We start from the raw sequence: 21,071 nt of genomic DNA, 5'->3' as shown, positions 1-21,071 counted from the left end.
GTTCGCTTATTTTTTTTCATTCGGGTTTATGATTATTCTTCTTCTCGTAACAGAAGGGCTTCCTTCGCCATAACCGCAAGTTCAATTGTTTCAAGGGTTTTACAATAATTATTTAAAATCTCCCCATTCAAACTGACTTCTTTATGAATATAATCCAGAACATGCCAATCCTCAAACCAATCACCGCTCTCCGCATCTTCATGAGGGGTATTCGGCCAGGCGTATTTTAAAGGCGGGCTGTACAGCCGCTCGGCTCCCTTTCTCAACACGCAATTCTTGACCCGTCGTTTATAAAGGGAACGGGGAAAAGATTCATTTACATCATTAAACAAATCAGGCCAATAATCTTTCCGTGAGCCCGTGTGAGGGCGTTCATGCGCCCATTTCATGACCCCTGCCAAAATCTTTTCACGCTGAAAGAGCAGGGAATACAATTTTTTTCCGAATAATATTCTTTCGTGGAGCGAAGTGAAATGCCGTGAGGTAGCTCCTACAAGTGAAGTTTTCTCCCTTTTTTCCTCTTCACAGTAGGGAAAAAGAATGTTATTGAGTCGCAAAAAATCATACATTTTTAAGCTGACCGTACCGGTTACAGTGTTTTTGAAATGATTATTTTGAATCAATCTTTTTTCCAAATAGCTTTGTTCATTTATCACCGTCGCAATCGCCAAGGTATAGCTATCCCCGCTATGCCAAAAATAACGCCACAACGTCTCCATGAACGTGGAAGTGGAAAGATGAGGTAAAAGGTGGAACATTTCTTGGCTGCATCTCACACTTAGATCATAAACCAAAAATTGAGGATACACATCTTGAAAAATCAACCAACTGCCACGTTCCAAAAAGGAAAAAAAAGCTATCTGATCTCTTTCAGGCAGAAGTTTTGTCAGCAATTCCCCTTTTAAATCCGTCATGTTCCAACCGACGTTTCGCGATACCATATGTCCGAGTAAGGCCCAATGTATTTCAGGGTGCTTAAGGTAAAACTGAAAATAAGCTTGCGTCCGTGCTATATTGTTTTGGTTAAGTTGTCTTGTCTGTTCTCTTATATGGTGAATACATTGTTTATCATTTTCTGATAAACAGGGCAGAAGGCCGGAAGATTTCTTTTTCATCTTTTTTTTCAATTCCTTTTTTACATCTGAGAAAGAATCCAGCAAAAACGGCATCACCCACCCTATACCAAAGTTTATTTTGACTGTTTCAATCCACCCCATCAAAGGAATGCATATTCATATTGCCCACGGAATATGAATACAAAGAAGAATTTTGGGGAGAGGATCGGTAATATGGAGAATCGGGTATATAAGGAAATTAACGGAATCGCTAATCAGTTCGTCCAGGATCAATCAGAGGACGGCGCCTGGCGTTATCCTTTCGAGACTGGGATCGCAACAGATTGCAGTATGATTATTTTATTACGGACATTGGAGATAAATGACGAGGAGTTCATAAAAGAATTGGTGAAACGTATCGCCGGAAAACAGCAGGAAGATGGGTCATGGAAGCTGTTTCATGATGAGGAAAAAGGGAATCTGACATCCACTGTGGAAGCTTATTATGCCCTTCTTTATTCTGGATACCGGGACCTGAAGGACCAGGAAATCCAGGCAGCAAGAAGGTTTATAATGGCGGGCGGAGGGGCCGCGGAAGTCCATATGTTTTTGAAACTCATGTTGGCCATAACTGGACAATGTGCGTGGCCGCATTTCCCCATTAATATTGAAGTGATGCTTTTACCAGACTCCTTTCCCATCAATCTTTTTGACCTCTCCGTGTACGGAAGAGCGAACATTATCCCATTTTTGATTCTCGCCAATACGAATTTCCGTAAGAGAACGCCTCGATCACCAAATCTCTCCGATTTGTTTCAAAAAAAAGAAGTTCGTTTTTTTACAGAGGATCAAGCAGAAGAGGCCCGCTCGGTGATCAAATGGATTAAACAGGGGATTAAGGGTCTGAAATCCCATGTAAATCTTCGCGAATTGGCATTATATCGTGCAGAAAAATATATGCTGGATCGAATCGAACCGGACGGCACCTATTTAAATTATTTCAGCACTACCTCTCTTATGATTTTTGCCTTACTGGCGAGGGGGTATTCGAATACACATCCGGTGATTACTCGTGCCGTGCAAGGTTTAAAGGCGATGACCTGCCGGATCGATGGAGAACTTCACTGCCAGTATACGACAGCTACGGTCTGGAATACGACTTTAATCAATTATGCTCTGCAAGAATCCGGAGTTCCCTATTCATCCAACACGATTCAAACGGCAAATCATTACATTCTCTCCCGTCAGCATCTAAAATATGGGGATTGGGCCATTCATGAACCGAACCTGTTACCGGGAGGTTGGGGGTTTGCGGACATGAACACAATCCATCCAGATATTGACGACACAACAGCTGCGCTAAGGTCGATCCGTACTTTGGCCATAGAGCAAGTGGATTACCGGCAGGCATGGGATCGAGGAGTAAACTGGCTCATTTCCATGCAAAACAATGATGGCGGTTGGGCGGCATTCGAAAAGAATGTGAACAAGAAAGTGTTGAACTTGTTACCGATAGAGGGTGGAAAGGATTTATTGATTGATCCGTCGACGGTTGATTTAACGGGAAGGACTTTAGAGTTCTTCGGAAACTATACTCATTTGGATTATCACCATCCCATGGTGAAACGTGGGATTCGTTGGCTGTTGCGACAGCAAAATTCGAATGGTTCCTGGGTGGGGCGATGGGGGGTGTATATTTATGGCACATGGGCGGCTGTAACGGGAATGGTTGCAGTTGGGGTTTCCACGAATCATCCAGCTATTCAAAAGGCTCTGACTTGGTTACGGAATATTCAGAATCCCGATGGGGGTTGGGGAGAATCCTGTAAAAGTGATATTAAAAATTGTTATGTGCCGCTCCGCGAAAGTACCCGCACTCATACCGCTTGGGCTCTTGACACACTTATCGCAGCTGCAACTGGAGTTACGCCAGAAATTGAAAACGGTGCAGCTTTTTTAGTGGATAAGAAGGAAAAAGATTGGACGAAGACCTACCCAAAAGGAAGGGGAATGGCAGGATCCTTTTATCTCAATTATCATTGTTATGAATATGTTTTTCCATTGATTTCCCTGGCCCATTATCAAAAATTAGCTGGTGGACAGCTCCTAACGGATTTGTCACACAAGGATTTTAATTGAGGATTTGTGTATTCATAACATCACTTGAGTGACCCTTGGCATACTTTTATATCCTGTCACATAAAATGAACAAACCAAAACAGAGGGCAGTCTAGGAGAAGAATGAAATCTTACCAACTAAAAGGAGGCAGACAAAGGATGCTAGGGGCGCTCCACCAATTTTTGGATCTTAAAACATTAATTTGGTTGTTTCCCATCATTTTTATTTTCCATGACTTAGAAGAGATTATAACCATTGAATCTTCCATGGCTGCAAACAGAAACAAATATCCGAAAACTAACTTCATCGAACTAACATTAAGAATGAGGGAGAAACTAGGTTCGACAGCTGCCCAGCTTGCTGTTTCGGCTACATGGATTTTACTGATTATCTCATTCACTGCAGTGATGACCGCCCATTTTTCAACTAAAGGAGGGGGTTTTCTTTTATTTACAGCCATTCTTAATTTATTTGTTTTGCAGGCATTCATGCATATTGTTCAAACCATCATGTTCAGGGGCTACACGCCTGGCATCATAACTTCACTGTTCCTCCTTATCCCTTACAGCCTCCTTACATATTATTTTTTAGCCAAATATGGGCAGATGGACTGGCATTTGATAATCACCAGTCTCCCTGTTAGTCTGATCTTGATCCTGATTTTTCTAGTTGGAAATCTTTTAGGCCGTTATTTTATTCGATAGGCATTGGAGGGATGGAATGAAGATTGTTATTGCTGGTGGTTCGGGATTAATAGGACAGAAATTGACTGATTACCTTATAAGGGCGGGCCATAAAATTATTATCTTAACAAGGAAAGCAAAAAAGAATTCAGGCAATGTTCATTATGTACAATGGCTTGAAGAAGGGACTTCTCCTGAAAATGAAATTAGAGATTCCGATGTTTTTATTAATTTAGCAGGGGTTTCAATAAATAATGGAAGATGGAATACCAACCATAAAAAACAAATTTATAATAGCCGGATGGCAGCAACAGATGAATTATTACGAATAATATCCCTATTACCTATAAAACCATCCGTATTAATCAATGCCAGTGCGATTGGCATTTATCCCGCGTCAATAAATGCTAGATATACGGAAGATTCGTTAGAAACATCAAATGATTTTCTAGGTCAGACTGTATATGACTGGGAAAACAAAGCTAAACAAGTAGAAACATATGGAACCCGAACAGCGCTTATGAGATTGGGTGTTGTGCTTGATATGGAAGGTGGAGCACTTCCACTTATGGTGCTGCCATATAGATTGTTTGCTGGTGGTAAAGTGGGTACCGGCGAACAATGGGTCTCTTGGGTTCATATGGTAGATGTTGTCCGAGCAATAGAATTTGTCATTACTAATTCCAATTTACGTGGACCGGTAAATGTCACAGCTCCCATTCCAGTTCGTATGGAGTATTTTGGTAAAACAATTAGTTCTGTTTTACATCGCCCACATTGGTTACCTGTTCCTACTTTCGTCATGAGATTAATATTAGGACGAAAAAGTAGTCTTGTTCTTAAGGGTCAACATGTTGTTCCGAAAGTGTTAAGCGAAAATGGGTTTACATTCATGTTCCCAACACTCCACTCAGCATTAAAAGATTTACTTATAAAATAAACGACTCTAAATTCAAATTTTGAACTTTTAGAGTCGTTTTTTAGTTACCCCAACTGATACTTTTCAAAAAACCCGTATTATTGGGTAGTTGTATTTTTAGGTGATACTTCTGTATCACTATTTGGACTTAATGTTAATGATTTATCATTATTTCCTAATGGATCCATCTTGTCATATAAGGAATTAATATCGGGCAGTATAGTTAAAAGTTCTCCAAGGGATGGGGAGCTATTTTCCTCATTTAAACGATTGGATTGCAATGAGGACATGGTTTCATTTAAAAGTGTAACCAAAAGATCTTCTAGAAAATCTGAAGAGCTAAGACTTTCAATCCCATTTTGATTTTCGGTAAGGGTATTTGTTTTTAGTTGTATAGCAGCAACCCCTTCATTTAGGATTAATGCTAAAAATTCACTCTTTGAAGAAAGACCATTGAATTCATCGTGGTTTTTAATTGTATCGATAAACCTTTCTAAGTTCGTTTCCTCCGCCTCGTTAAATTCTACTATAAAACCTTTCTCGCCCTTTTTATACTCCATTTTCGATTCCCCTGTCACATAGGATTTTTAGAACTAATACTACATAAATTATTATTTTTTAATGAAAATGTTCATATATAGTTAAAAGGATTTTCTGAATCCATGCGCTTATAAGTTAATTGTAAAAAAATACCCCCAAAAATGGGGGATAATAAGGCTGTTATTGAAAGGTATAACCCTGTTTCTTAATCAAGTAATCCTTCTTTTTCTAAAAAGTCTTTTGCCACCTTTGCAGGGGACTGCTTGAGACTGTCGACTTTATAGTTTAGTTGACGCATTTTTTCATCGGTAAGTTTACCGGCTAAAGAATTGATGGCTTTTTTCAACTCAGGATGTTCTTTTAACGTTTCCACTTTAATGAGTGGTACAGCATAATACGGTGGGAAAAAGTTTTGATCATCCTTTAATACCTTCAAATGAAAGGCTTCGAGTAATCCATCGGTTGAAAAGGCATCGATTACATCGCTCTTATGGTTATCTAGAGCAGTATAGCGCAATCCGCCATCAACCGCTTTAACATCCTTGAATTCTAGATTATAGGTTTTAGAAAGCCCGATTAATCCATCTTCTCGGTTTGGAAATTCAATGGTTGGTCCCATAATTAAATTTCCACTTACTTTAGCTAAATCGGAAATCGTTTCTAAACCATATTCTTTTGCTGTGTCTTGGCGAACTGCTAAAGCGTAGGTATTATTAAATCCAATCGGCTTTAACATTTCAAGTCCATATTTTTGTTTGAATTCTTTTTGTACATAAGTGTAGACCTTGTCAGGATCGCTCTCAGGCGGCTGTTTTAAAATGTTTACTAAACCGGTTCCCGTATATTCGACATATAGATCAATATCACCACTATTTACGGCACTAAAGGCAACCTGTGTACCACCGAGATTAAGTTTTCTTTCTACCTGAAGATCCGTTTTGTTTTCAATTAAATCGGCTAGCATGTTTCCTAATATCATCGATTCACTAAAGTTCTTCGAGCCAATGATAACTTTATCTTCGGCACTGGCAATGGAATAAACCTTGAACCCACCTGCGATCACGATAATAAGGGAGGCAAGTGCAATCATCCATCTTTTTGTTTTCTTTCCAGACTTCGATGCCGTTTTTTGTTTACTTGTATAAGAAAGAGATGTTTCAAGTTTTCCAACTGCAAAGTCAATGAGAAGAGCTAAGATACAGGCCGGAATTGCTCCAGCTAAGATCATATGGTTATCAACAGTTTGCACACCTGAGAAAACTAGGTAACCAAGACCGCCAGCTCCAACGAAAGCAGCAATAGTCATCAACCCGACTGCTGTTACCGCTGAAATTCTGATACCCGCCATAATCATCGGGAAGGCTAGCGGCAGCTGAACCTTTCTCATGGTTTGACTCTTTGTCAGACCGATGCCTTTGGCGGCTTCCAGAATGTCCCCGTCAATATTCGTCAAACCGGTATACGTGTTCTTGACGATTGGGAGAAGTGAATAAAGAACGACCATTACAATTGCCGGCGCACTGCCAATTCCTATGAATGGGATGAGGAAGCCAAGTAATGCCAAGCTTGGTACGGCTTGAATAACGTTCGTTGTCCCAATAATCGGTTTGGAAAGCTTTGGTTCGTTTGAAATTAAGATCCCTAAAGGAACTCCAATAATAATGGCAATTAATACTGAAACGATACTTAAATATAAATGCTCACCCAGTAAATCGAATATTTGCTGATAGTTTGCTGTTAGATAATTCCAAAATCCACCCATTAAAACGCCACCTCCAGATCAATTAATTGGCTGCTCAAGGCCGATAAAATGCTGCTGCGAGTAATGAGTCCTGTTAATTGCTTTGCACTGTTTACCACAGGAAGGTAACCGATTTTGTGCTCATTCATAGTTGCTAACACGGAAATTAAATTGGCATCCTGTGAAACAGAGAGTACATTTTGCTCCATTATCATTTCTATTGGCGTGTTTCGGTTGAGCAATTGGATACTTTTTAATGTGACAAGTCCTTTCAGTACATTTTGCTTATCTGTTACCATTAAACTATCCACCTTATTGTCTTTCATAATTTCAATGGCTTGTAATACGGTGCGCATGGCGGTTATTTTTACAGGCTGTGGAATCATAATATCCTCTGCCAGCATTAATTCCGGATTATTCCAAACCCTTCTTTTTCCAATAAAGCCCTCAACAAAATCATTTGCCGGATTTTTAAGGATATTTTCGGGTGTGTCGAATTGAAGAATATCTCCATCTTTTAATATACAAATCTTATCTGCTATTTTAATAGCTTCATCCATGTCATGGGTGACAAAGACAATCGTCTTATTTAATTCCTTTTGCATTTGGAATAATTCATCTTGAAGTGAACTTCTTGTTACAGGGTCTAGTGCACTGAAGGGTTCATCCATTAAGATAATATCGGAGTCCGTGGAGAAGGCCCTTGCTACGCCTACTCTTTGCTGCTGTCCGCCGCTTAATTCCTTTGGAAACCTGTTTAAGTATTCCTTAGGGTCTAGTCCGACCATTTCTAGTAAATCGTTTGTTTTTTTCTCAATCTGGGCAGGATCTTCACCCTTAAGTTTTGGGATTAATTCCAGGTTTTCTTTAATCGACATATGTGGAAACAATCCAGTATTTTGAATTACGTAGCCAATATTTCTGCGAAGCTCAATCGGATTCATTGCGGAAATATCTGTCCCATTCACAAAGATCTTCCCCGATGTTGGCTGGATAAGTTTATTTATCATTTTTAGCAATGTTGTTTTTCCGCAGCCGCTTGGTCCAATAAAGACAACTAACTGGCCGGCATCGATTTTTAATGAAAAAGGATTAATAATGGATTTTGTTCGATATTTTTTAACAATATCTTTAAATTCTATCAAGTTCATTCCCCCTTGTAATAACTTGTGTTCGATTAGTAACAACCCAATGTTAACACACAAGTTGTTACTTTGTCGAATGGTTGGGCAAATAGATGATGATCTATTCTTTCAAAATGCCTATCCTTTAAGTACAATGGAGGGAGAAAAAAATAGGAGCGTGCAAGCGTGAAAACTATATTGATCGTTGATGATGATGAATATATTCGCAGTTTAGTAAAAGGGATATTGATGAAGGAAGGCCACAAGGTTATGGCTGCCGAAAATGGTTTGTCAGCACTTGAGATTTTAAAAACAGAGCTCTGTGATTTAGCGGTTGTGGATGTCATGATGCCAGTGATGGACGGATATCAATTAACAGCGGAAATCCGCAAAATGTATGATCTGCCGATTATTTTATTAACGGCCAAAAGCCAAATAGAAGATAAGGAAAAGGGATTCGATTCAGGGACGGATGATTATTTAATCAAACCTTTTGAGCCGAAAGAATTAATTTTTCGTGTAAATGCACTGCTAAGAAGATATGGTAATGCCAGTGAGGCAAATCTCAATTTGGGATCTTTATACATAAATAAAAAGAGCTATGAGGTAAAAATCAACAACAAAACCTTTATGTTACCCTTAAAGGAATTTGAATTGTTAACTTTTCTTGCGACACATCCAAACCAGGTGTTTAGCCGCGGGCACCTCATAGAAAAAATTTGGGGTCTTGATTTTGAAGGGGATGAAAGAACGGTAGATGTCCATATTAAACGATTACGCGAACGGTTTACGGGCATTGCTGATGATTTTTCCATTAAGACCATCAGAGGGGTAGGCTATTCCTTGGAGGTTTGCTAAAAATGAAAATGAAATCGCTGTACAGTAAATTTGCTTTTATCACGATTATGATTATGATTTTTAGCGGCATTTTTTCATTTCTCCTTTCTAACATTTATTATCAAGTGAAGCTAAAACAGCAAAATGATGCGAAAATCACAAATTTTGCTTTTGAGATTTCGTACTTTGCCAGTAAACATCCTCTAATAAGTTTAGAGGACTATTTTGACCATATTGGGGCCATCGGATATCAAATTCTTTTGGTTAGCCAGGAGGGGGACAAGCAGTATTTTGGCTCAAGTTTTAGAGTAAAGGATTTGCCGGAAGCCATTTCCGCAAATGTACTGCACGGTGATGTATATCACGGTGTCAGCCAATTTCCACATAAGACGTTTGTTACCGGCTTTTTTGCAAATGAATTAAAAAATTCAGTCGGTGTTCCCTTAAAATACCAGGGAAGAAACTATGCCTTATTTATCAGACCGGATATTAAACTTATGTTTAATGAGATGCATATTCTGTTTGGTTGGCTATTGATTATTTCGATTTTACTAAGCATTCTTCTAGTATTAATTAGTACTAAATATTTGGTGATGCCGATTAGAAAGTTGAACCAGGCAACAACGGAAATTGCGGAAGGTAATTTTTCTATTTTGTTGGATATTGATCGAAAAGATGAAATCGGTCATTTAGCTGCCAGCTTTACGACCATGGCCCAAAAACTTGCGAAGGTTGATACGCTGCGGAAGGAATTAATCTCAAATATTACTCATGATATTCAATCTCCGCTAACCAATATAAAAGGATATCTGAATTTGCTTGAAAATAACGGGAAAAGTGAGCAGGAAAAACAACAGTATATTCAAGTGATCCATTCAGAAGTGAACCGGCTTTCCAAGATGACAAAACAGCTTTTATTGCTTTCATCGATTGAGAGCAAGAAGGATTTAATGGAAATGAGCACTGTTGACATCGCTGGCCAATTAAAAAGTGTCATCCATCAATACCAATGGAGTATCCTGGATAAAGGGATTATGATGAGTTATACGCTCCCGGATGCTGTGATAAAGGGAGATCCTTCCTTGTTATTTTCTGTGTGGGAAAACCTAATCACGAATGCGATTAAATATAATCAGGAGAATGGAACCATTGATATTGAATTGGCTAAAACAAAATCAGCTATTGAAGTGATTGTGAAGGATACTGGAGTAGGTTTGGATGCAAAGGAAGCGGAAAGAATATTTGACCGCTTTTATCGGGCGGATCCGTCTCGAGATCGTTCAGTGGAAGGAACGGGACTAGGGCTATCCATCGTCAAGTCCATTGTGGATATGCATCATGGGAAAGTGGACGTATCAAGTCAAAAAGGCAAAGGAACGACGTTTACGGTGATTCTCCCCAAAATGTAACCCGTTGTTCACATTCCGTTCATATTTGTACCGTATTCTCATTACGAAGTGAACGAAGAAGGTGAATCACATATGAATAAATATAGTAATCTTTTATTAAAAGTTGCAGCCATCTTTGGTTTGATTGGAGCAGGGCTTGGCGGGCACATGGCCGGTTCTGGCTCATATGCCCTTCGTCCCATTCATGCGCATATTTTAGTGGTCGGCTGGCTTACGTTATTTGCTTGGGCTGTATATTACAAAGTATTTCAACCGAAAAGTCGTATTTTAGCAGGGCTTCATGTGTATTCGGCCATCGTGGGTGCCGTTGGATTAACCGCGGGGATGGCATTATATAACTTTAAACCTGCATTTCTTCCGGAAGCAGTCGAAACCGCAATTTATATCGGTGGCGGCGCAATCCTCTTATTAAGTTTTGTGTTTTTCTGCCTGCTAACCTTTACACAAGGAAACAAAGAAAAATAGAAAACAAATGGTTACAAGATAGAAAGCTGGTATTCCAAGTGATGCTAGCTTCTTTGTGTTTAAAGAGTGAAAGTTTGCAAAATTATTCATGGAAAATGGTAGAATAAAGGTATAAAAAAGTTTTTACAAAAGAGGAGAATTCATTTTGAGCTTTGTTCGGGACAAATTCAGTGCGAAGTTTTTTCTTTTCCTCGTGTTAGCGTTTTTATTGATTCATGTGCCAATCCTTGGGAATTATGTAAAGGTAGTCAATACATTATTCCATGAATCCGGCCATGCATTGATTGCCCTTCTCGGCGGGAATGTTGAAACGATTTCTTTATTTATGAATTCTGAAGGGGCAACCATCAGCCGTCAGTCAACGTGGGTAGGCAGCTTCTTCACTAGCCTTGCAGGCTATACATTTGCTTCATTTATGGCGTTTCTTTCCTTTTTACTAATAGGGAGGAAAAAGGGAACGCTTTTAATTGATATTTTGTTAGCGTTTATTTTCCTAAATCTAATCTTTTGGGTACGCAATCCATATGGGATCTTTTGGCTCTGTTCATTTGCAGCGGCTTTCCTCTTCTTACTTATCAAAGGGAGTCAAAAAGTAAGAGATCACCTCTTACTCATGATTGCTTCGATTTTATTAGTTGATTCGGTTCAAAGTGCATATGAAATCCTTTATATTAGCGTTGTTCAGCCACAAGCAGCAGGGGATGCGGCCAATCTTGCTCAATTAACCATCCTTCCGGCGTTTATCTGGGGATTATTCTTTTTTATGCAAGCACTATGGTTTTGTTATTTTGGGTTAAAAAGAGGGTATTATCGATTAGCGAAATGAACGAGCAAAAGCCAACCAGTGCACGGTTGGCTTTTAATGTTTTTACAATATAGACAATGAAGAATCGCGATACTCATTTGATAGATTGTCGATAATGGTTTGGACTGGTAGTATTTCCTTGATTTCGGCTACCCTGGCACCGGCGAAAACGAGCCCATTTTCAACATCGCCATTAACAGATGTAAGCAGGGAATCAAGAGTACAAAACCGGTAGGAACAATTTTTTAAACAATCATGGCATTTGGCTATTTTCAATTTTTCCGGGCCGGTAATTAAATTTGTAAAGTTATTCTTGATAGCCCTTCCTTGTAAGCCGACGGTGGTTTTAACCAAAACCAGATCATCTATATCGGCATTTACATATTTTTGTTTAAAGGCTAATGGGGCGTCACATTCTACGCTTGCTACAAACCGGGTCCCCATTTGCACGCCAGCGGCTCCCATAGCAAGTGCTTTGGCAATATCAGCGCCTGTCATGATTCCTCCGGCTGCAATAACAGGGATAGAAACTGCTTCAACAACCTCGGGAAGGATATCGAACATTGGACGGTCCGTCCCAAGATGTCCGCCTGCTTCAAAGCCTTCAACTACAACTGCCGCAGCGCCAAGCCGTTCAGAAATCCTGGCTAATTTAGCAGATGAGACGATCGAGATAACCGGAATTCCTGCTTGTTTCCCCCATGCATACATGTCCCGTGAAATTCCAGCACCTGAGATGATAAAATCAACCTTTTCTTCGAGGGCGGCTTTCATTTTCTCAGCAAAGTCATTCATGGCAAAAAGTACATTTACGCCAATATAGCCTGCATTTTTTTTGACACGTTCTTTAGCCCGTCTAATATGTGAGCGCATATCGTCAACTGAAATACCAGTACCGGAAATAATCCCGATCCCGCCGGCATTTGCGACTGCTGATGCTAGTTTACTAAGAGAAATACCTACACCCATTCCGCCTTGCAAAATCGGAACTTTTGGTATCATATGACCAATTTTTAGTTGTGGAAAATTCAATTTATAACCCCTTTTCAATTGCTAGTAGTAGGAACTTTCCCTCGTATCTTACCATTTTGTAAATAGGTTGTATGTGATGATTATCACCAGGTCCTAAGGGCAGGTTTTATTAACTTGTATAATTTTAAGCCGAAAAAGTCGATTTAATCCTTTAATTAGTATATATTTAGCGAATAGTAATCAAATGAACTGACTTATACTAGGTCTGCTGCGTTTAACTCTGTATAAGAATATGTTTCAAAACCAAACTATACGTTATGGAATGAAGATTGGATGGGGTGTCAGATATGGTAAAACTTTTTACAGATATGGATTTAGACGGACTTGGATGCGGGCTGATTGCAAAACTAGCCTTCGGGGATAAAGCCAATGTATTTTATTGTTCCTATCGGAATTTAAATCAAAGGGTTGAATCGTTTATTAAACATCCGGCGAATAACCAAGAAGAAACTTATATCACCGATTTAGCGGTAAATGAGTTGGTTGAGAAAAAACTGCAGGATCGGTTTCAACGGGGCCTGCATATTCAAATGATTGATCATCATGTGACAGCGATGCATTTTAATGAATACGAATGGGGCTGGGTAAAACCCGAATATGATAATGGGAAAAAGACTTGTGCGACCTCGTTATTTTATGATTACCTGATTGAGCACGGGAAGATGGAGCGAAATCATGCCCTGGAGGAATTCATTGATTTAGTTCGCCAATATGATACCTGGGAATGGGATGAAAATAATAATGTAACGGCTAAGCGATTAAATGATTTATTTTACATAATGAACAGGGAACAGTTTGAAGAAGAAATGTTGAAGCGGTTAACGGAAAATACCGATTCGTTTCAGTTAACGGACACGGAAAATATGATTCTTGATATTGAAGAGCAAAAAATTAATCGCTATATCCATTCTAAGAGCAGACAGATTGTGCAAACCTTTGTGGGTGATTATTGTGTAGGGGTTGTTCATGCAGAGCAGTATTTATCAGAGCTAGGCAATGCCTTAAATAACATTTATCCTCATATGGATATGATTGTTCTTTTAAATGTTAGTGGAAAGAAAATGGGCTTTCGAACCATCCATGATGAAGTGAATGTTGCCGAATTTGCCCAGAAGTATGGAGGTGGAGGACATCCGAAAGCTTCCGGATCGGAGTTGACAAAAGAAGGATTTGAAACCTTTATTGTCAATGTTTTTGAACAGAACCCGCTTAAACCGGATGGCGATCGGAATGAATATAATGTGAAGGAATCAGCCTTTGGAACGGGTTATCAAAACCATATGGGGGAAAGTTCGTATATTTTACCAGCAGGTGATGGGAAATATGAGCTTATCCATAATGGGGAGAGGATGGAACAAACGTTTACTGCCTTTTCCGAAGCGGAACGTTTTCTTAAAAGAAATCATTCTTCCTGGCTAAGGCAAGACCAAGAATTTTTATATAAGCTTTCATCCGCATTAAAGATTTCACTTGATGAATTAAAGGAAAATTACGATGAGATCATTAGTAACCACATGGTCGATATAATGCATATTTAAAAGAGAGCTTGGGATGCCCCAAGCTCTCTTTTATACTTTAAGGTTTCCTTAAGGATAAAGTGGTAAATTAATCGTGGGTATATGGTATTGCTATTTTAAAATTGTAATTACAATGCAACAGAACGTAAATTCAATTACATATCTCTGTAATATTATTGGGTTAATATTGTTATAAGGATATTTGTATTACTATTGTGCACTCCTAACATTTATTCAGGTAGTGTTTGAATAAAAAAAACAGCGGGGTGATGAAATGGCTTCAACCAAAAGGAGTAAATTTTTTGATAATGCAAAATTCATTTTGATTTTTCTTGTTGTTTTCGGACATCTAATCAGTCCTTTAAAGGAACAGGATGGTATTCTTTTCACTTTATATACGGTCATTTTTTTATTCCATATGCCGGCATTTATCCTAATCTCCGGTTATTTTGCCAAAGGATTTAAAAAGAAGGGATATTTGAAAAAATCTGTAAAGAAAGTGTTAATCCCTTATTTGATCTTTCAAATCATCTATTCGATTTTTTATTTTTTAATTGGGAAGGAAGATCGGTTAACAATTGATTTATTCCATCCTCATTGGACACTTTGGTTTTTATTGAGTTTATTTTTTTGGAATTTGCTGTTATATGGATTTGCAAGGTTGAGATGGATCGGATTTGCAGCTGCAATTGTACTGGGAATTGTGATTGGATATGTCGACAATGTGGGCAGTTATTTAAGTTTTTCAAGAACCATAGTATTCTTTCCATATTTTTTATTGGGGTTCCTGCTAAATGGAAATCAGCTAAAAAGAGTGATCAGGGCAAAATTTTCATTCCCAGTTGGAATGGGAATTATTATGATCACATTATTATTCTTTGGAATGGCTTTCCCAAAAGATGCTGTTCCATGGCTGTTAGCTGACAGCTCTTATGCGCATATGGGAGGAACGGAGTGGTCAGATGGGCTCATTCGCGCACTACAATATGGGATTACATTACTGGTGGTGTTTGGATTTTTTGCGTTAATCCCTTCCACGCAATATAAAATAACCAAAATTGGCGAACGAACACTATATGTCTATTTGTTCCATGGCTTTATTATTAAATCACTCCAAGCTTTTATACCGGATGAAAGTTTACCGTTCCTTTCGGAGAACTATCTTTTACTCGTCATCCTCTCTTTTATCATTTGTCTAATCCTAGGAAGTTACTTTATAAAAAAATATACCCGGCCACTAGTTGAGCTTAAGTCTTAAATGCCCTGTTAGCGACTTTTCTGTTTAGATATGGTAATATTATACTAAGATCTTCCATCCATCTAACAAGGAAAATGGGAGGTTTCATTTTTTTTATTTAGGAGGAGTTAAGGATGAATCAATTCATGAAGGCTTGCCGGAAGTTTGACCCTAGCTTGGAGGATACGTATTATGAACCATAGTAACCTGTCCCGTGAATTTTATGCTCAGCAATTGGTGTATATTGATGAAAATATTAAAGATTTAACCACTCTTTATCTATCTTCAACGCCAATCCAGGATAGAATTAAACACTTTTTTAACTTGTATGTCTTAGAGGTTGAAGAGTTATTATCAGAAAATGGCAAAAAAGGTTTTATTTCATTATTTCACAAAGTTTTTATCGGTACAAAAGTGACGGTACTCTTGGAGGAGGATAATGAAACTGAGGACTTTGTCATCTGCCTTCCAGAACAGTCAAACCCGGATAGCGGCTTTATTTCCTTTTTATCACCGGTTGGGCGTCAGCTGCTTTTAAGGAACCTCGGTGAACAGCTCTTACTTAAAATTCCAACGGGGGATCTCCAAGTGACAATTAGGGATATTTCATATGTTGGGGATTTATTGGAAATGGAAGAGCGGTATAAAGAGGCCTGATTATCTACCATTTGAACATGCATTTATTGGCACTTAAATAAAGACCGACTGTATTCATCATTACGGTCGGTCTTTATTTTTCTCTTTGCAAAAGTCTTTCAAAAGCCAAAAATCGAACTGACGAAATTTTTCTTTTTCCGCTTAACCTTGCTATGATCAAATACGCTTAGCTTTTCTGTTTGCGTGGGTTTGTTAAGCTCATTGAACTGGTTTTGAAGCAGCTCAAGCTGTCGGGTTAATATTTTTACTTGATCTTGCAAATCTTCTATTTCACGGCGATGCTGAAGGAGTTGATAGGAAGCAACTGAATCTGCCTTTGCATGCATACATATTTCTATTTCACTCACTTTTGCGGCTAATTTTTCGAGAGCCTGTTCATTTTCAACAGATTTCACAGCTCCTCTTCGGACATTTTTTTTCTCATTCACTGGGGTAATTTCATGCAATAATGTGCCGTTTTGAAGTTGTTCATGAATTTCTTTTAATAGATGAATATCTTCGCTGCTAAAATGATAATGCCCCCGCTCATTTTTTTCCATTGGCAGCCTGAGCTGCTTTACCCAGCGTTGAACCGTACTTGAAGATACCCCTAATAATTTTGCTACTTCACTTGTATTCATGTCGAATCCCCCTAATGAAAAAATAACCATAAACCATGAGTGACGATATGCTAAGTAAAAATGCACAAGAATTAAAGGAGCCAAAATAACTAGAATAGCCTGATTAAGCCCAGAATTTCCACCATTTCTTGTCCTTTGCGGCTGCGACATCACGGAAACTGGTTAACATTTGCTGAAAAGCTGCTTCTCTTTGGGTAACTTCATGCCGGTATTGATTACGCTCTTCAATAAAGAATTCACGGTCTAGTGAAATCGCTTCTGAAAGATTGGAGATTTCATTATTAGTTACATCCACATATTGGGATAACTCTTCAGAGGTCTCGGATAGCTGTTTGGACAGTGAAAAGATCTCTTCAGTGGTCTCGTGAGAAACATTTGCAATATTATTTGCAAGGTACTGCAAGGAGTCAGACGTGACCTCTGAAGACTTTTCAAGTGTATCCGCTAACTCATGAATTTCGGCTTTTGTATTTTCTGTTGATTTATAAATCGAGTCAGAAATAGATTTCACGGTATAATAAGTACCCTTTGTGATTTCCTTTTTTACTTCTTCTAAAACCTCTTTACGAACAACGCTGCGAATTTCATCCTTTACTTCATTTAAGAACGTTTTTTTATAGGATTCCATTGCTTCAAAAAAGAGCTCGGTATTTTTAAGGGCGCTTTCTTCAATGGACACTGGGGTAATTGCTTCTTCAGAAATGATTTCTAAGGAGACTTCAGGTTCCGGGGAGAATTCCTCAACAACGGGCTCCTGTCTTTTATGCAGCCATTGCCGGATCATTTCCTTACTGACTTTTTTGTCGGCCATTTGTTTAATTTCTAACAATTGATCAATTTCCATGTCTGTATAAATTCTTGCTCCTTGTTTTGAACGTGTAATATCAAGGAAATCAACATAATCTTTCTCCCATTGGCGAACAATTCCCGGAGGAACATTTATTTTTTTAGAAACTTCTTTTAATGTATAAGTCTTCAATCTCCACCATTCCTCTCTACTAATCTCTAGGAAATAAATCTTCTTTTCATAATTATTCACCATCTAGTAGTTGTTTTTCCTGCTCCCTGACAAAAGCTCTCAAAACAAGACTGAAATCACGAAATACCAACATATTCCTGCAATATGTGCAGTTATTCTGGAGTAGGGTAATCATTTTTTTGTTTTTTTACTATTTGTCATAACAAGATTTAAGTTTGAATGAATATGCTCTTTATGGAGGAGGTATGGGGATGGCTACGACTATTAGTATGTGGGAGGAACATTTATTTTGGCTGGAAATCTTGCAGGTCATGCTATTTTCGTTCGTGATCATTTGTCAGTAGAAGAAGAAAAGGAAATCGTGATGGCAAAAAGGTTCATTCATTCATTTGGTACCTTGCTCAATCAACTTCGGCAAATGGATACCGGATTAGGTTTTTCATCAAATGAAATGGTTGCGTTTTCGAAACAGGCTTACTCAGTTGCTTATGATTATTTCCGTTTTGAAGGTCATGTTCAAAATTTGCGAATTAAAAACCAGATTAATCTAAATTTATCACCGACTTACTTGAATGGAACATTAAGTGAAAATCAAGAGTATTTGCGGCTTTTATCATACCAGGTCAATGGACAACAATCTGTGCCGCTCAGGCTAGATGAACTGTTAGATTTATGGCTCGAAGATCAATTAGGGCATATAATTTTATTAAGAAATTTAATAGACCCAATAGAATTAGCGGTTGACAGGCAAACAGATGTCTATGCGCAAAAATTCCAGATGTTTATCCTCCAGAATCATCATATAAAGGGATTTTTACGTTTTACAGAGCAGGGGTTCCCACGGCAAAAAGAACTCGCACTGGAAGTCGGCAGAACCGTCATTGAAATGAATATGTATATACGTTCTGTCGTTGAAAAGTACAAGGGGGAACGGATACTAAATAAGACTACCTTAAGATTTTTAGAACATCACTTTCCGGAAACTTGCTATTTTATCAAAAAATTAGCCGAATTTGCGCCAGAGCTTCATTCCGAGAGTACGAATTGTTCATTAAGGAAACCCACCTTTAGTTAAAAAATAGGACTGTGCCATTTCGAAAGATTGTCACAGTCCTATTTTGTTTGATAATATTCTGTAAACTGCCCGAAATCTCTATGTAATCAAACACCGTTATAATAGTGTTAACATAATCTAGACTTTAATAGGCGGGTGTATATATGGAAGAAACATTAGCAAAATCGTATTTACAGAAATCACTAGATGAATGGAAGGACGATATATCATCAGTCTTGACTGAAATTGCGAACGAATATGATGAAGTGGCACAGGAATTAAAAGTTTACTCCTATAAATATGGAATCACGAAGCAGGTGATTCAATCGACCGTAAACGAGGAAATTATCGAAAAGATTCGTGAAATGTACCATAAACCGTTTGAGGAAAGCTATAACCAGCTAAAGGAATACATAAAGGATCTTGAGGAAAAAAGAAGAGTATTTCAAATGTTTATTCAAAAAATTGATGAGGTGACTAAAAAGGAAACTGCTCGGATTACCACGTACTAAGAAGCATACTCATTAAACAAAAAAACCAATCATACCCATGATTGGTTTTTTTTGATAAAAGCAGTTGAAACAGCGGAAAAGTGTCTTGCATATAGTGATTAACAGGACTTAAATGTGAGGTGGAAACAAATGATTACTGCCACTATTGGAAGGAAAACCATTCGCATCCCCGATCATCTTGAGGAATATTTTCAAACGTTTCGCTCACATGTGATTGGAATGAACCAGGAATTTGAATCTCCATTTGGAAAAAAGACCATTATCTACGCAGACTGGACGGCAAGCGGGCGTCTATATCGACCAATCGAACAAAAAATTTCTGAGGTGTTCGGACCCTATATGGCCAATACCCATACAGAATCAAATATCACCAGTTTAATGATGACGGGCATCTATAAGCAATCAAAAACCATCATTAAAGAACATGTAAATGCCGATCAGCATGACGTCGTGATTCTCGACGGCTTTGGGATGACATCTGTTATCAATAAGCTGCAGCGCATATTAGGAATTCGCGTGCATGAACAATGGAAAGAACGCCTCCAGCTTCCTGAGAAGGAACGCCCCGTTATTTTTTTGACCCATATGGAGCATCATTCGAATCAAACATCCTGGCTAGAGACGTTAGCGGATGTGGTGCTAATTAATCCCGATGCAGATGGAAGAGTAGATATACAACACCTAGAGCAGCTCCTTGATTTTTATAAGGAACGTCCCTTGAAAATTGGCTCATTCACTGCTTGTTCTAATGTAACCGGGATTCAAACACCTTATCATCAATTAGCGAGACTGATGCATCAACATGGAGGACTTTGTTTTGTTGATTTTGCAGCCTCTGCTCCATATGTAAGGATGGATATGCATCCCAAGGATCCACTCGAAAAACTGGATGCTGTCTTGTTCTCCCCTCATAAATTTTTAGGTGGCCCGGGAACGAGTGGGGTTTTAGTTTTCGATTCAAGAATTTATATGAATAAGATTCCAGACCACCCCGGTGGAGGGACAGTAACCTGGACAAATCCGTGGGGTGGGCATGAATATTATAAGAATATTGAGTTACGAGAAGATGGAGGGACACCTGGTATTCTTCAAGCCATCCGCACTGCGCTCTGCTTAAATCTGAAGGAGCAAATGGGTGTAGAAAATATCGTAAACAGAGAGAAAGAGCAGCTTAAACTGTTACTCTCAAATTTAGAAGCAATTCCAGGTGTTCATATATTAAATGGGCAAATAAAGGATCGTCTCGGAATCGTTTCATTTTATATCGATCATATCCATTACAATTTAATCGTTCGTTTACTAAATGATCGATTTGGAATTCAAGTCAGAGGGGGGTGTTCCTGTGCTGGAACGTACGGACATTATCTTTTTCAGATTGACCAGGAGGCCTCCAAGCAGATTACGGAAAAAATTAATCTTGGCGATTTGTCGAATAAACCGGGCTGGGTACGAGTCTCAATCCATCCAATCATGACAAATGAAGAAATCTTATTGTTTGTTAGGGCGGTTAAGGAAATTACGATAAACATTGACGAATGGAAAAAGGATTATGTCTATGATTCGGCAAGTAATGATTATTTTTATATAGATCACATTCGTGAAGATATGTCACCATTATTTCAGTTCGAATGAAAAAAAGAGGCTTTTCCATTTGGAGAAGCCTCTTTCATTAAGTAAAAGCATAATTATTACTTTGAAAATTGTCCAGCTCCAGCGCCCTAGCGGCTAGTGTTCTTCGCACTCCGCCCTACGATAAGTCAACATCG

General features: G+C 38.6%; 20 protein-coding genes. 13 read left to right on the top strand and 7 right to left on the bottom strand.

What is annotated here, in order from left to right:
• Positions 1 to 32 precede the first annotated feature (32 nt).
• Complete coding sequence (locus BABA_RS18115) at positions 33 to 1,169, bottom strand: DUF2515 family protein (RefSeq protein ID WP_007086678.1); 1,137 nt, start codon at positions 1,167 to 1,169, stop codon at positions 33 to 35.
• Positions 1,170 to 1,289: 120 nt separating this feature from the next.
• Here BABA_RS18115 and shc point away from each other — a divergent pair, with 120 nt between their 5' ends.
• The 3 genes from shc to BABA_RS18100 all read left to right on the top strand — a co-directional run bounded on the left by shc (position 1,290) and on the right by BABA_RS18100 (position 4,797).
• Complete coding sequence (gene shc, locus BABA_RS18110; RefSeq protein WP_007086677.1) at positions 1,290 to 3,194, top strand: squalene--hopene cyclase; 1,905 nt, start codon at positions 1,290 to 1,292, stop codon at positions 3,192 to 3,194.
• A 138-nt stretch (positions 3,195 to 3,332) separates the two neighbouring features.
• Positions 3,333 to 3,878, top strand: a complete 546-nt coding sequence (locus BABA_RS18105; RefSeq protein ID WP_007086676.1) for an HXXEE domain-containing protein — start codon at positions 3,333 to 3,335, stop codon at positions 3,876 to 3,878.
• 16 nt (positions 3,879 to 3,894) lie between these two features.
• The gene (locus tag BABA_RS18100) at positions 3,895 to 4,797 is read left to right on the top strand and encodes a TIGR01777 family oxidoreductase (protein ID WP_007086675.1); all 903 of its coding nucleotides are present in this window, start codon (positions 3,895 to 3,897) and stop codon (positions 4,795 to 4,797) included.
• 77 nt (positions 4,798 to 4,874) lie between these two features.
• Here the strand turns inward: BABA_RS18100 and BABA_RS18095 are convergent, their stop codons facing one another.
• The 3 genes from BABA_RS18095 to BABA_RS18085 form a co-directional block, all read right to left on the bottom strand.
• Complete coding sequence (locus BABA_RS18095; protein ID WP_007086674.1) at positions 4,875 to 5,336, bottom strand: hypothetical protein; 462 nt, start codon at positions 5,334 to 5,336, stop codon at positions 4,875 to 4,877.
• A gap of 185 nt (positions 5,337 to 5,521) precedes the next feature.
• A complete protein-coding gene (locus tag BABA_RS18090; RefSeq protein ID WP_007086673.1) occupies positions 5,522 to 7,078 on the bottom strand; it encodes an ABC transporter permease/substrate-binding protein in 1,557 nt (518 codons plus the stop codon).
• Positions 7,078 to 8,208 carry an ABC transporter ATP-binding protein gene (locus BABA_RS18085; RefSeq protein WP_235749738.1) on the bottom strand — a complete coding sequence of 377 codons (1,131 nt, stop codon included), beginning with the start codon at positions 8,206 to 8,208 and terminating at the stop codon, positions 7,078 to 7,080. Before BABA_RS18085 ends, BABA_RS18090 begins: the two co-directional genes overlap by 1 nt.
• 159 nt (positions 8,209 to 8,367) lie before the next feature.
• On the opposite strand from BABA_RS18085, the gene BABA_RS18080 reads away from it, so the two are divergent.
• The 4 genes from BABA_RS18080 to BABA_RS18065 all read left to right on the top strand — a co-directional run bounded on the left by BABA_RS18080 (position 8,368) and on the right by BABA_RS18065 (position 11,718).
• Positions 8,368 to 9,039: a response regulator transcription factor gene (locus BABA_RS18080; RefSeq protein ID WP_007086671.1), complete on the top strand. Its 672-nt coding sequence runs from the start codon at positions 8,368 to 8,370 to the stop codon at positions 9,037 to 9,039.
• 2 nt (positions 9,040 to 9,041) lie between these two features.
• Positions 9,042 to 10,427 (top strand): sensor histidine kinase, encoded by a 1,386-nt coding sequence (locus tag BABA_RS18075; RefSeq protein ID WP_007086670.1) that lies wholly within the window; start codon positions 9,042 to 9,044, stop codon positions 10,425 to 10,427.
• A gap of 72 nt (positions 10,428 to 10,499) precedes the next feature.
• Entirely contained in the window at positions 10,500 to 10,892 is a 393-nt protein-coding gene (locus BABA_RS18070) for a hypothetical protein (RefSeq protein ID WP_007086669.1), read from the top strand.
• Between the two features lie 145 nt (positions 10,893 to 11,037).
• Entirely contained in the window at positions 11,038 to 11,718 is a 681-nt protein-coding gene (locus BABA_RS18065) for a M50 family metallopeptidase (protein ID WP_007086668.1), read from the top strand.
• 42 nt (positions 11,719 to 11,760) lie between these two features.
• Here BABA_RS18065 and BABA_RS18060 read toward each other — a convergent pair whose 3' ends face one another.
• The gene (locus tag BABA_RS18060; protein ID WP_211214199.1) at positions 11,761 to 12,747 is read right to left on the bottom strand and encodes an NAD(P)H-dependent flavin oxidoreductase; all 987 of its coding nucleotides are present in this window, start codon (positions 12,745 to 12,747) and stop codon (positions 11,761 to 11,763) included.
• Positions 12,748 to 13,016: 269 nt separating this feature from the next.
• On the opposite strand from BABA_RS18060, the gene BABA_RS18055 reads away from it, so the two are divergent.
• The 3 genes from BABA_RS18055 to BABA_RS18045 all read left to right on the top strand — a co-directional run bounded on the left by BABA_RS18055 (position 13,017) and on the right by BABA_RS18045 (position 16,140).
• On the top strand, positions 13,017 to 14,267 hold the full coding sequence (locus BABA_RS18055; RefSeq protein WP_007086666.1) for a DHH family phosphoesterase: 1,251 nt from the start codon (positions 13,017 to 13,019) through the stop codon (positions 14,265 to 14,267).
• A 253-nt stretch (positions 14,268 to 14,520) separates the two neighbouring features.
• Positions 14,521 to 15,504, top strand: a complete 984-nt coding sequence (locus BABA_RS18050; RefSeq protein WP_007086665.1) for an acyltransferase family protein — start codon at positions 14,521 to 14,523, stop codon at positions 15,502 to 15,504.
• Between the two features lie 171 nt (positions 15,505 to 15,675).
• The gene (locus tag BABA_RS18045; RefSeq protein WP_007086664.1) at positions 15,676 to 16,140 is read left to right on the top strand and encodes a GreA/GreB family elongation factor; all 465 of its coding nucleotides are present in this window, start codon (positions 15,676 to 15,678) and stop codon (positions 16,138 to 16,140) included.
• Between the two features lie 98 nt (positions 16,141 to 16,238).
• On the opposite strand, the gene BABA_RS18040 is transcribed toward BABA_RS18045, so the two are convergent.
• Together BABA_RS18040 and BABA_RS18035 are read right to left on the bottom strand one after the other, a co-directional pair.
• Complete coding sequence (locus BABA_RS18040) at positions 16,239 to 16,760, bottom strand: MerR family transcriptional regulator (protein WP_007086663.1); 522 nt, start codon at positions 16,758 to 16,760, stop codon at positions 16,239 to 16,241.
• Between the two features lie 103 nt (positions 16,761 to 16,863).
• Positions 16,864 to 17,739 carry a MerR family transcriptional regulator gene (locus BABA_RS18035; RefSeq protein ID WP_040346890.1) on the bottom strand — a complete coding sequence of 292 codons (876 nt, stop codon included), beginning with the start codon at positions 17,737 to 17,739 and terminating at the stop codon, positions 16,864 to 16,866.
• A gap of 289 nt (positions 17,740 to 18,028) precedes the next feature.
• Between BABA_RS18035 and BABA_RS18030 the strand changes: the two genes are divergently transcribed.
• From BABA_RS18030 to BABA_RS18020, 3 genes are all read left to right on the top strand, one after another.
• On the top strand, positions 18,029 to 18,814 hold the full coding sequence (locus tag BABA_RS18030) for a DUF2935 domain-containing protein (RefSeq protein ID WP_007086661.1): 786 nt from the start codon (positions 18,029 to 18,031) through the stop codon (positions 18,812 to 18,814).
• A 143-nt stretch (positions 18,815 to 18,957) separates the two neighbouring features.
• On the top strand, positions 18,958 to 19,305 hold the full coding sequence (locus BABA_RS18025; RefSeq protein WP_007086660.1) for a hypothetical protein: 348 nt from the start codon (positions 18,958 to 18,960) through the stop codon (positions 19,303 to 19,305).
• A gap of 129 nt (positions 19,306 to 19,434) precedes the next feature.
• Complete coding sequence (locus tag BABA_RS18020) at positions 19,435 to 20,937, top strand: aminotransferase class V-fold PLP-dependent enzyme (RefSeq protein WP_007086659.1); 1,503 nt, start codon at positions 19,435 to 19,437, stop codon at positions 20,935 to 20,937.
• The last annotated feature ends 134 nt before the right edge of the window (positions 20,938 to 21,071 follow it).

The organism is Neobacillus bataviensis LMG 21833 (assembly GCF_000307875.1).
Classification (GTDB): Bacteria; Bacillota; Bacilli; order Bacillales; family Cytobacillaceae; genus Neobacillus; species Neobacillus bataviensis.
This window is presented reverse-complemented; position numbering and strand designations above follow the sequence as displayed.

Excerpts from the sequence above, each read along its gene's own strand:
- BABA_RS18055 (WP_007086666.1), top strand. The coding sequence starts at position 13,017 with ATGGTAAAACTTTTTACAGATATGGATTTAGACGGACTTGGATGCGGG.
- BABA_RS18025 (WP_007086660.1), top strand. The coding sequence starts at position 18,958 with ATGGAAGAAACATTAGCAAAATCGTATTTACAGAAATCACTAGATGAA.
- shc (WP_007086677.1), top strand. The coding sequence starts at position 1,290 with ATGGAGAATCGGGTATATAAGGAAATTAACGGAATCGCTAATCAGTTC.
- BABA_RS18045 (WP_007086664.1), top strand. The coding sequence starts at position 15,676 with ATGAACCATAGTAACCTGTCCCGTGAATTTTATGCTCAGCAATTGGTG.
- BABA_RS18100 (WP_007086675.1), top strand. The coding sequence starts at position 3,895 with ATGAAGATTGTTATTGCTGGTGGTTCGGGATTAATAGGACAGAAATTG.
- BABA_RS18070 (WP_007086669.1), top strand. The coding sequence starts at position 10,500 with ATGAATAAATATAGTAATCTTTTATTAAAAGTTGCAGCCATCTTTGGT.
- BABA_RS18075 (WP_007086670.1), top strand. The coding sequence starts at position 9,042 with ATGAAAATGAAATCGCTGTACAGTAAATTTGCTTTTATCACGATTATG.
- BABA_RS18090 (WP_007086673.1), bottom strand. The coding sequence starts at position 7,078 with ATGGGTGGATTTTGGAATTATCTAACAGCAAACTATCAGCAAATATTC.
- BABA_RS18040 (WP_007086663.1), bottom strand. The coding sequence starts at position 16,760 with ATGAATACAAGTGAAGTAGCAAAATTATTAGGGGTATCTTCAAGTACG.
- BABA_RS18105 (WP_007086676.1), top strand. The coding sequence starts at position 3,333 with ATGCTAGGGGCGCTCCACCAATTTTTGGATCTTAAAACATTAATTTGG.
- BABA_RS18020 (WP_007086659.1), top strand. The coding sequence starts at position 19,435 with ATGATTACTGCCACTATTGGAAGGAAAACCATTCGCATCCCCGATCAT.
- BABA_RS18085 (WP_235749738.1), bottom strand. The coding sequence starts at position 8,208 with ATGAACTTGATAGAATTTAAAGATATTGTTAAAAAATATCGAACAAAA.
- BABA_RS18050 (WP_007086665.1), top strand. The coding sequence starts at position 14,521 with ATGGCTTCAACCAAAAGGAGTAAATTTTTTGATAATGCAAAATTCATT.
- BABA_RS18115 (WP_007086678.1), bottom strand. The coding sequence starts at position 1,169 with ATGCCGTTTTTGCTGGATTCTTTCTCAGATGTAAAAAAGGAATTGAAA.
- BABA_RS18095 (WP_007086674.1), bottom strand. The coding sequence starts at position 5,336 with ATGGAGTATAAAAAGGGCGAGAAAGGTTTTATAGTAGAATTTAACGAG.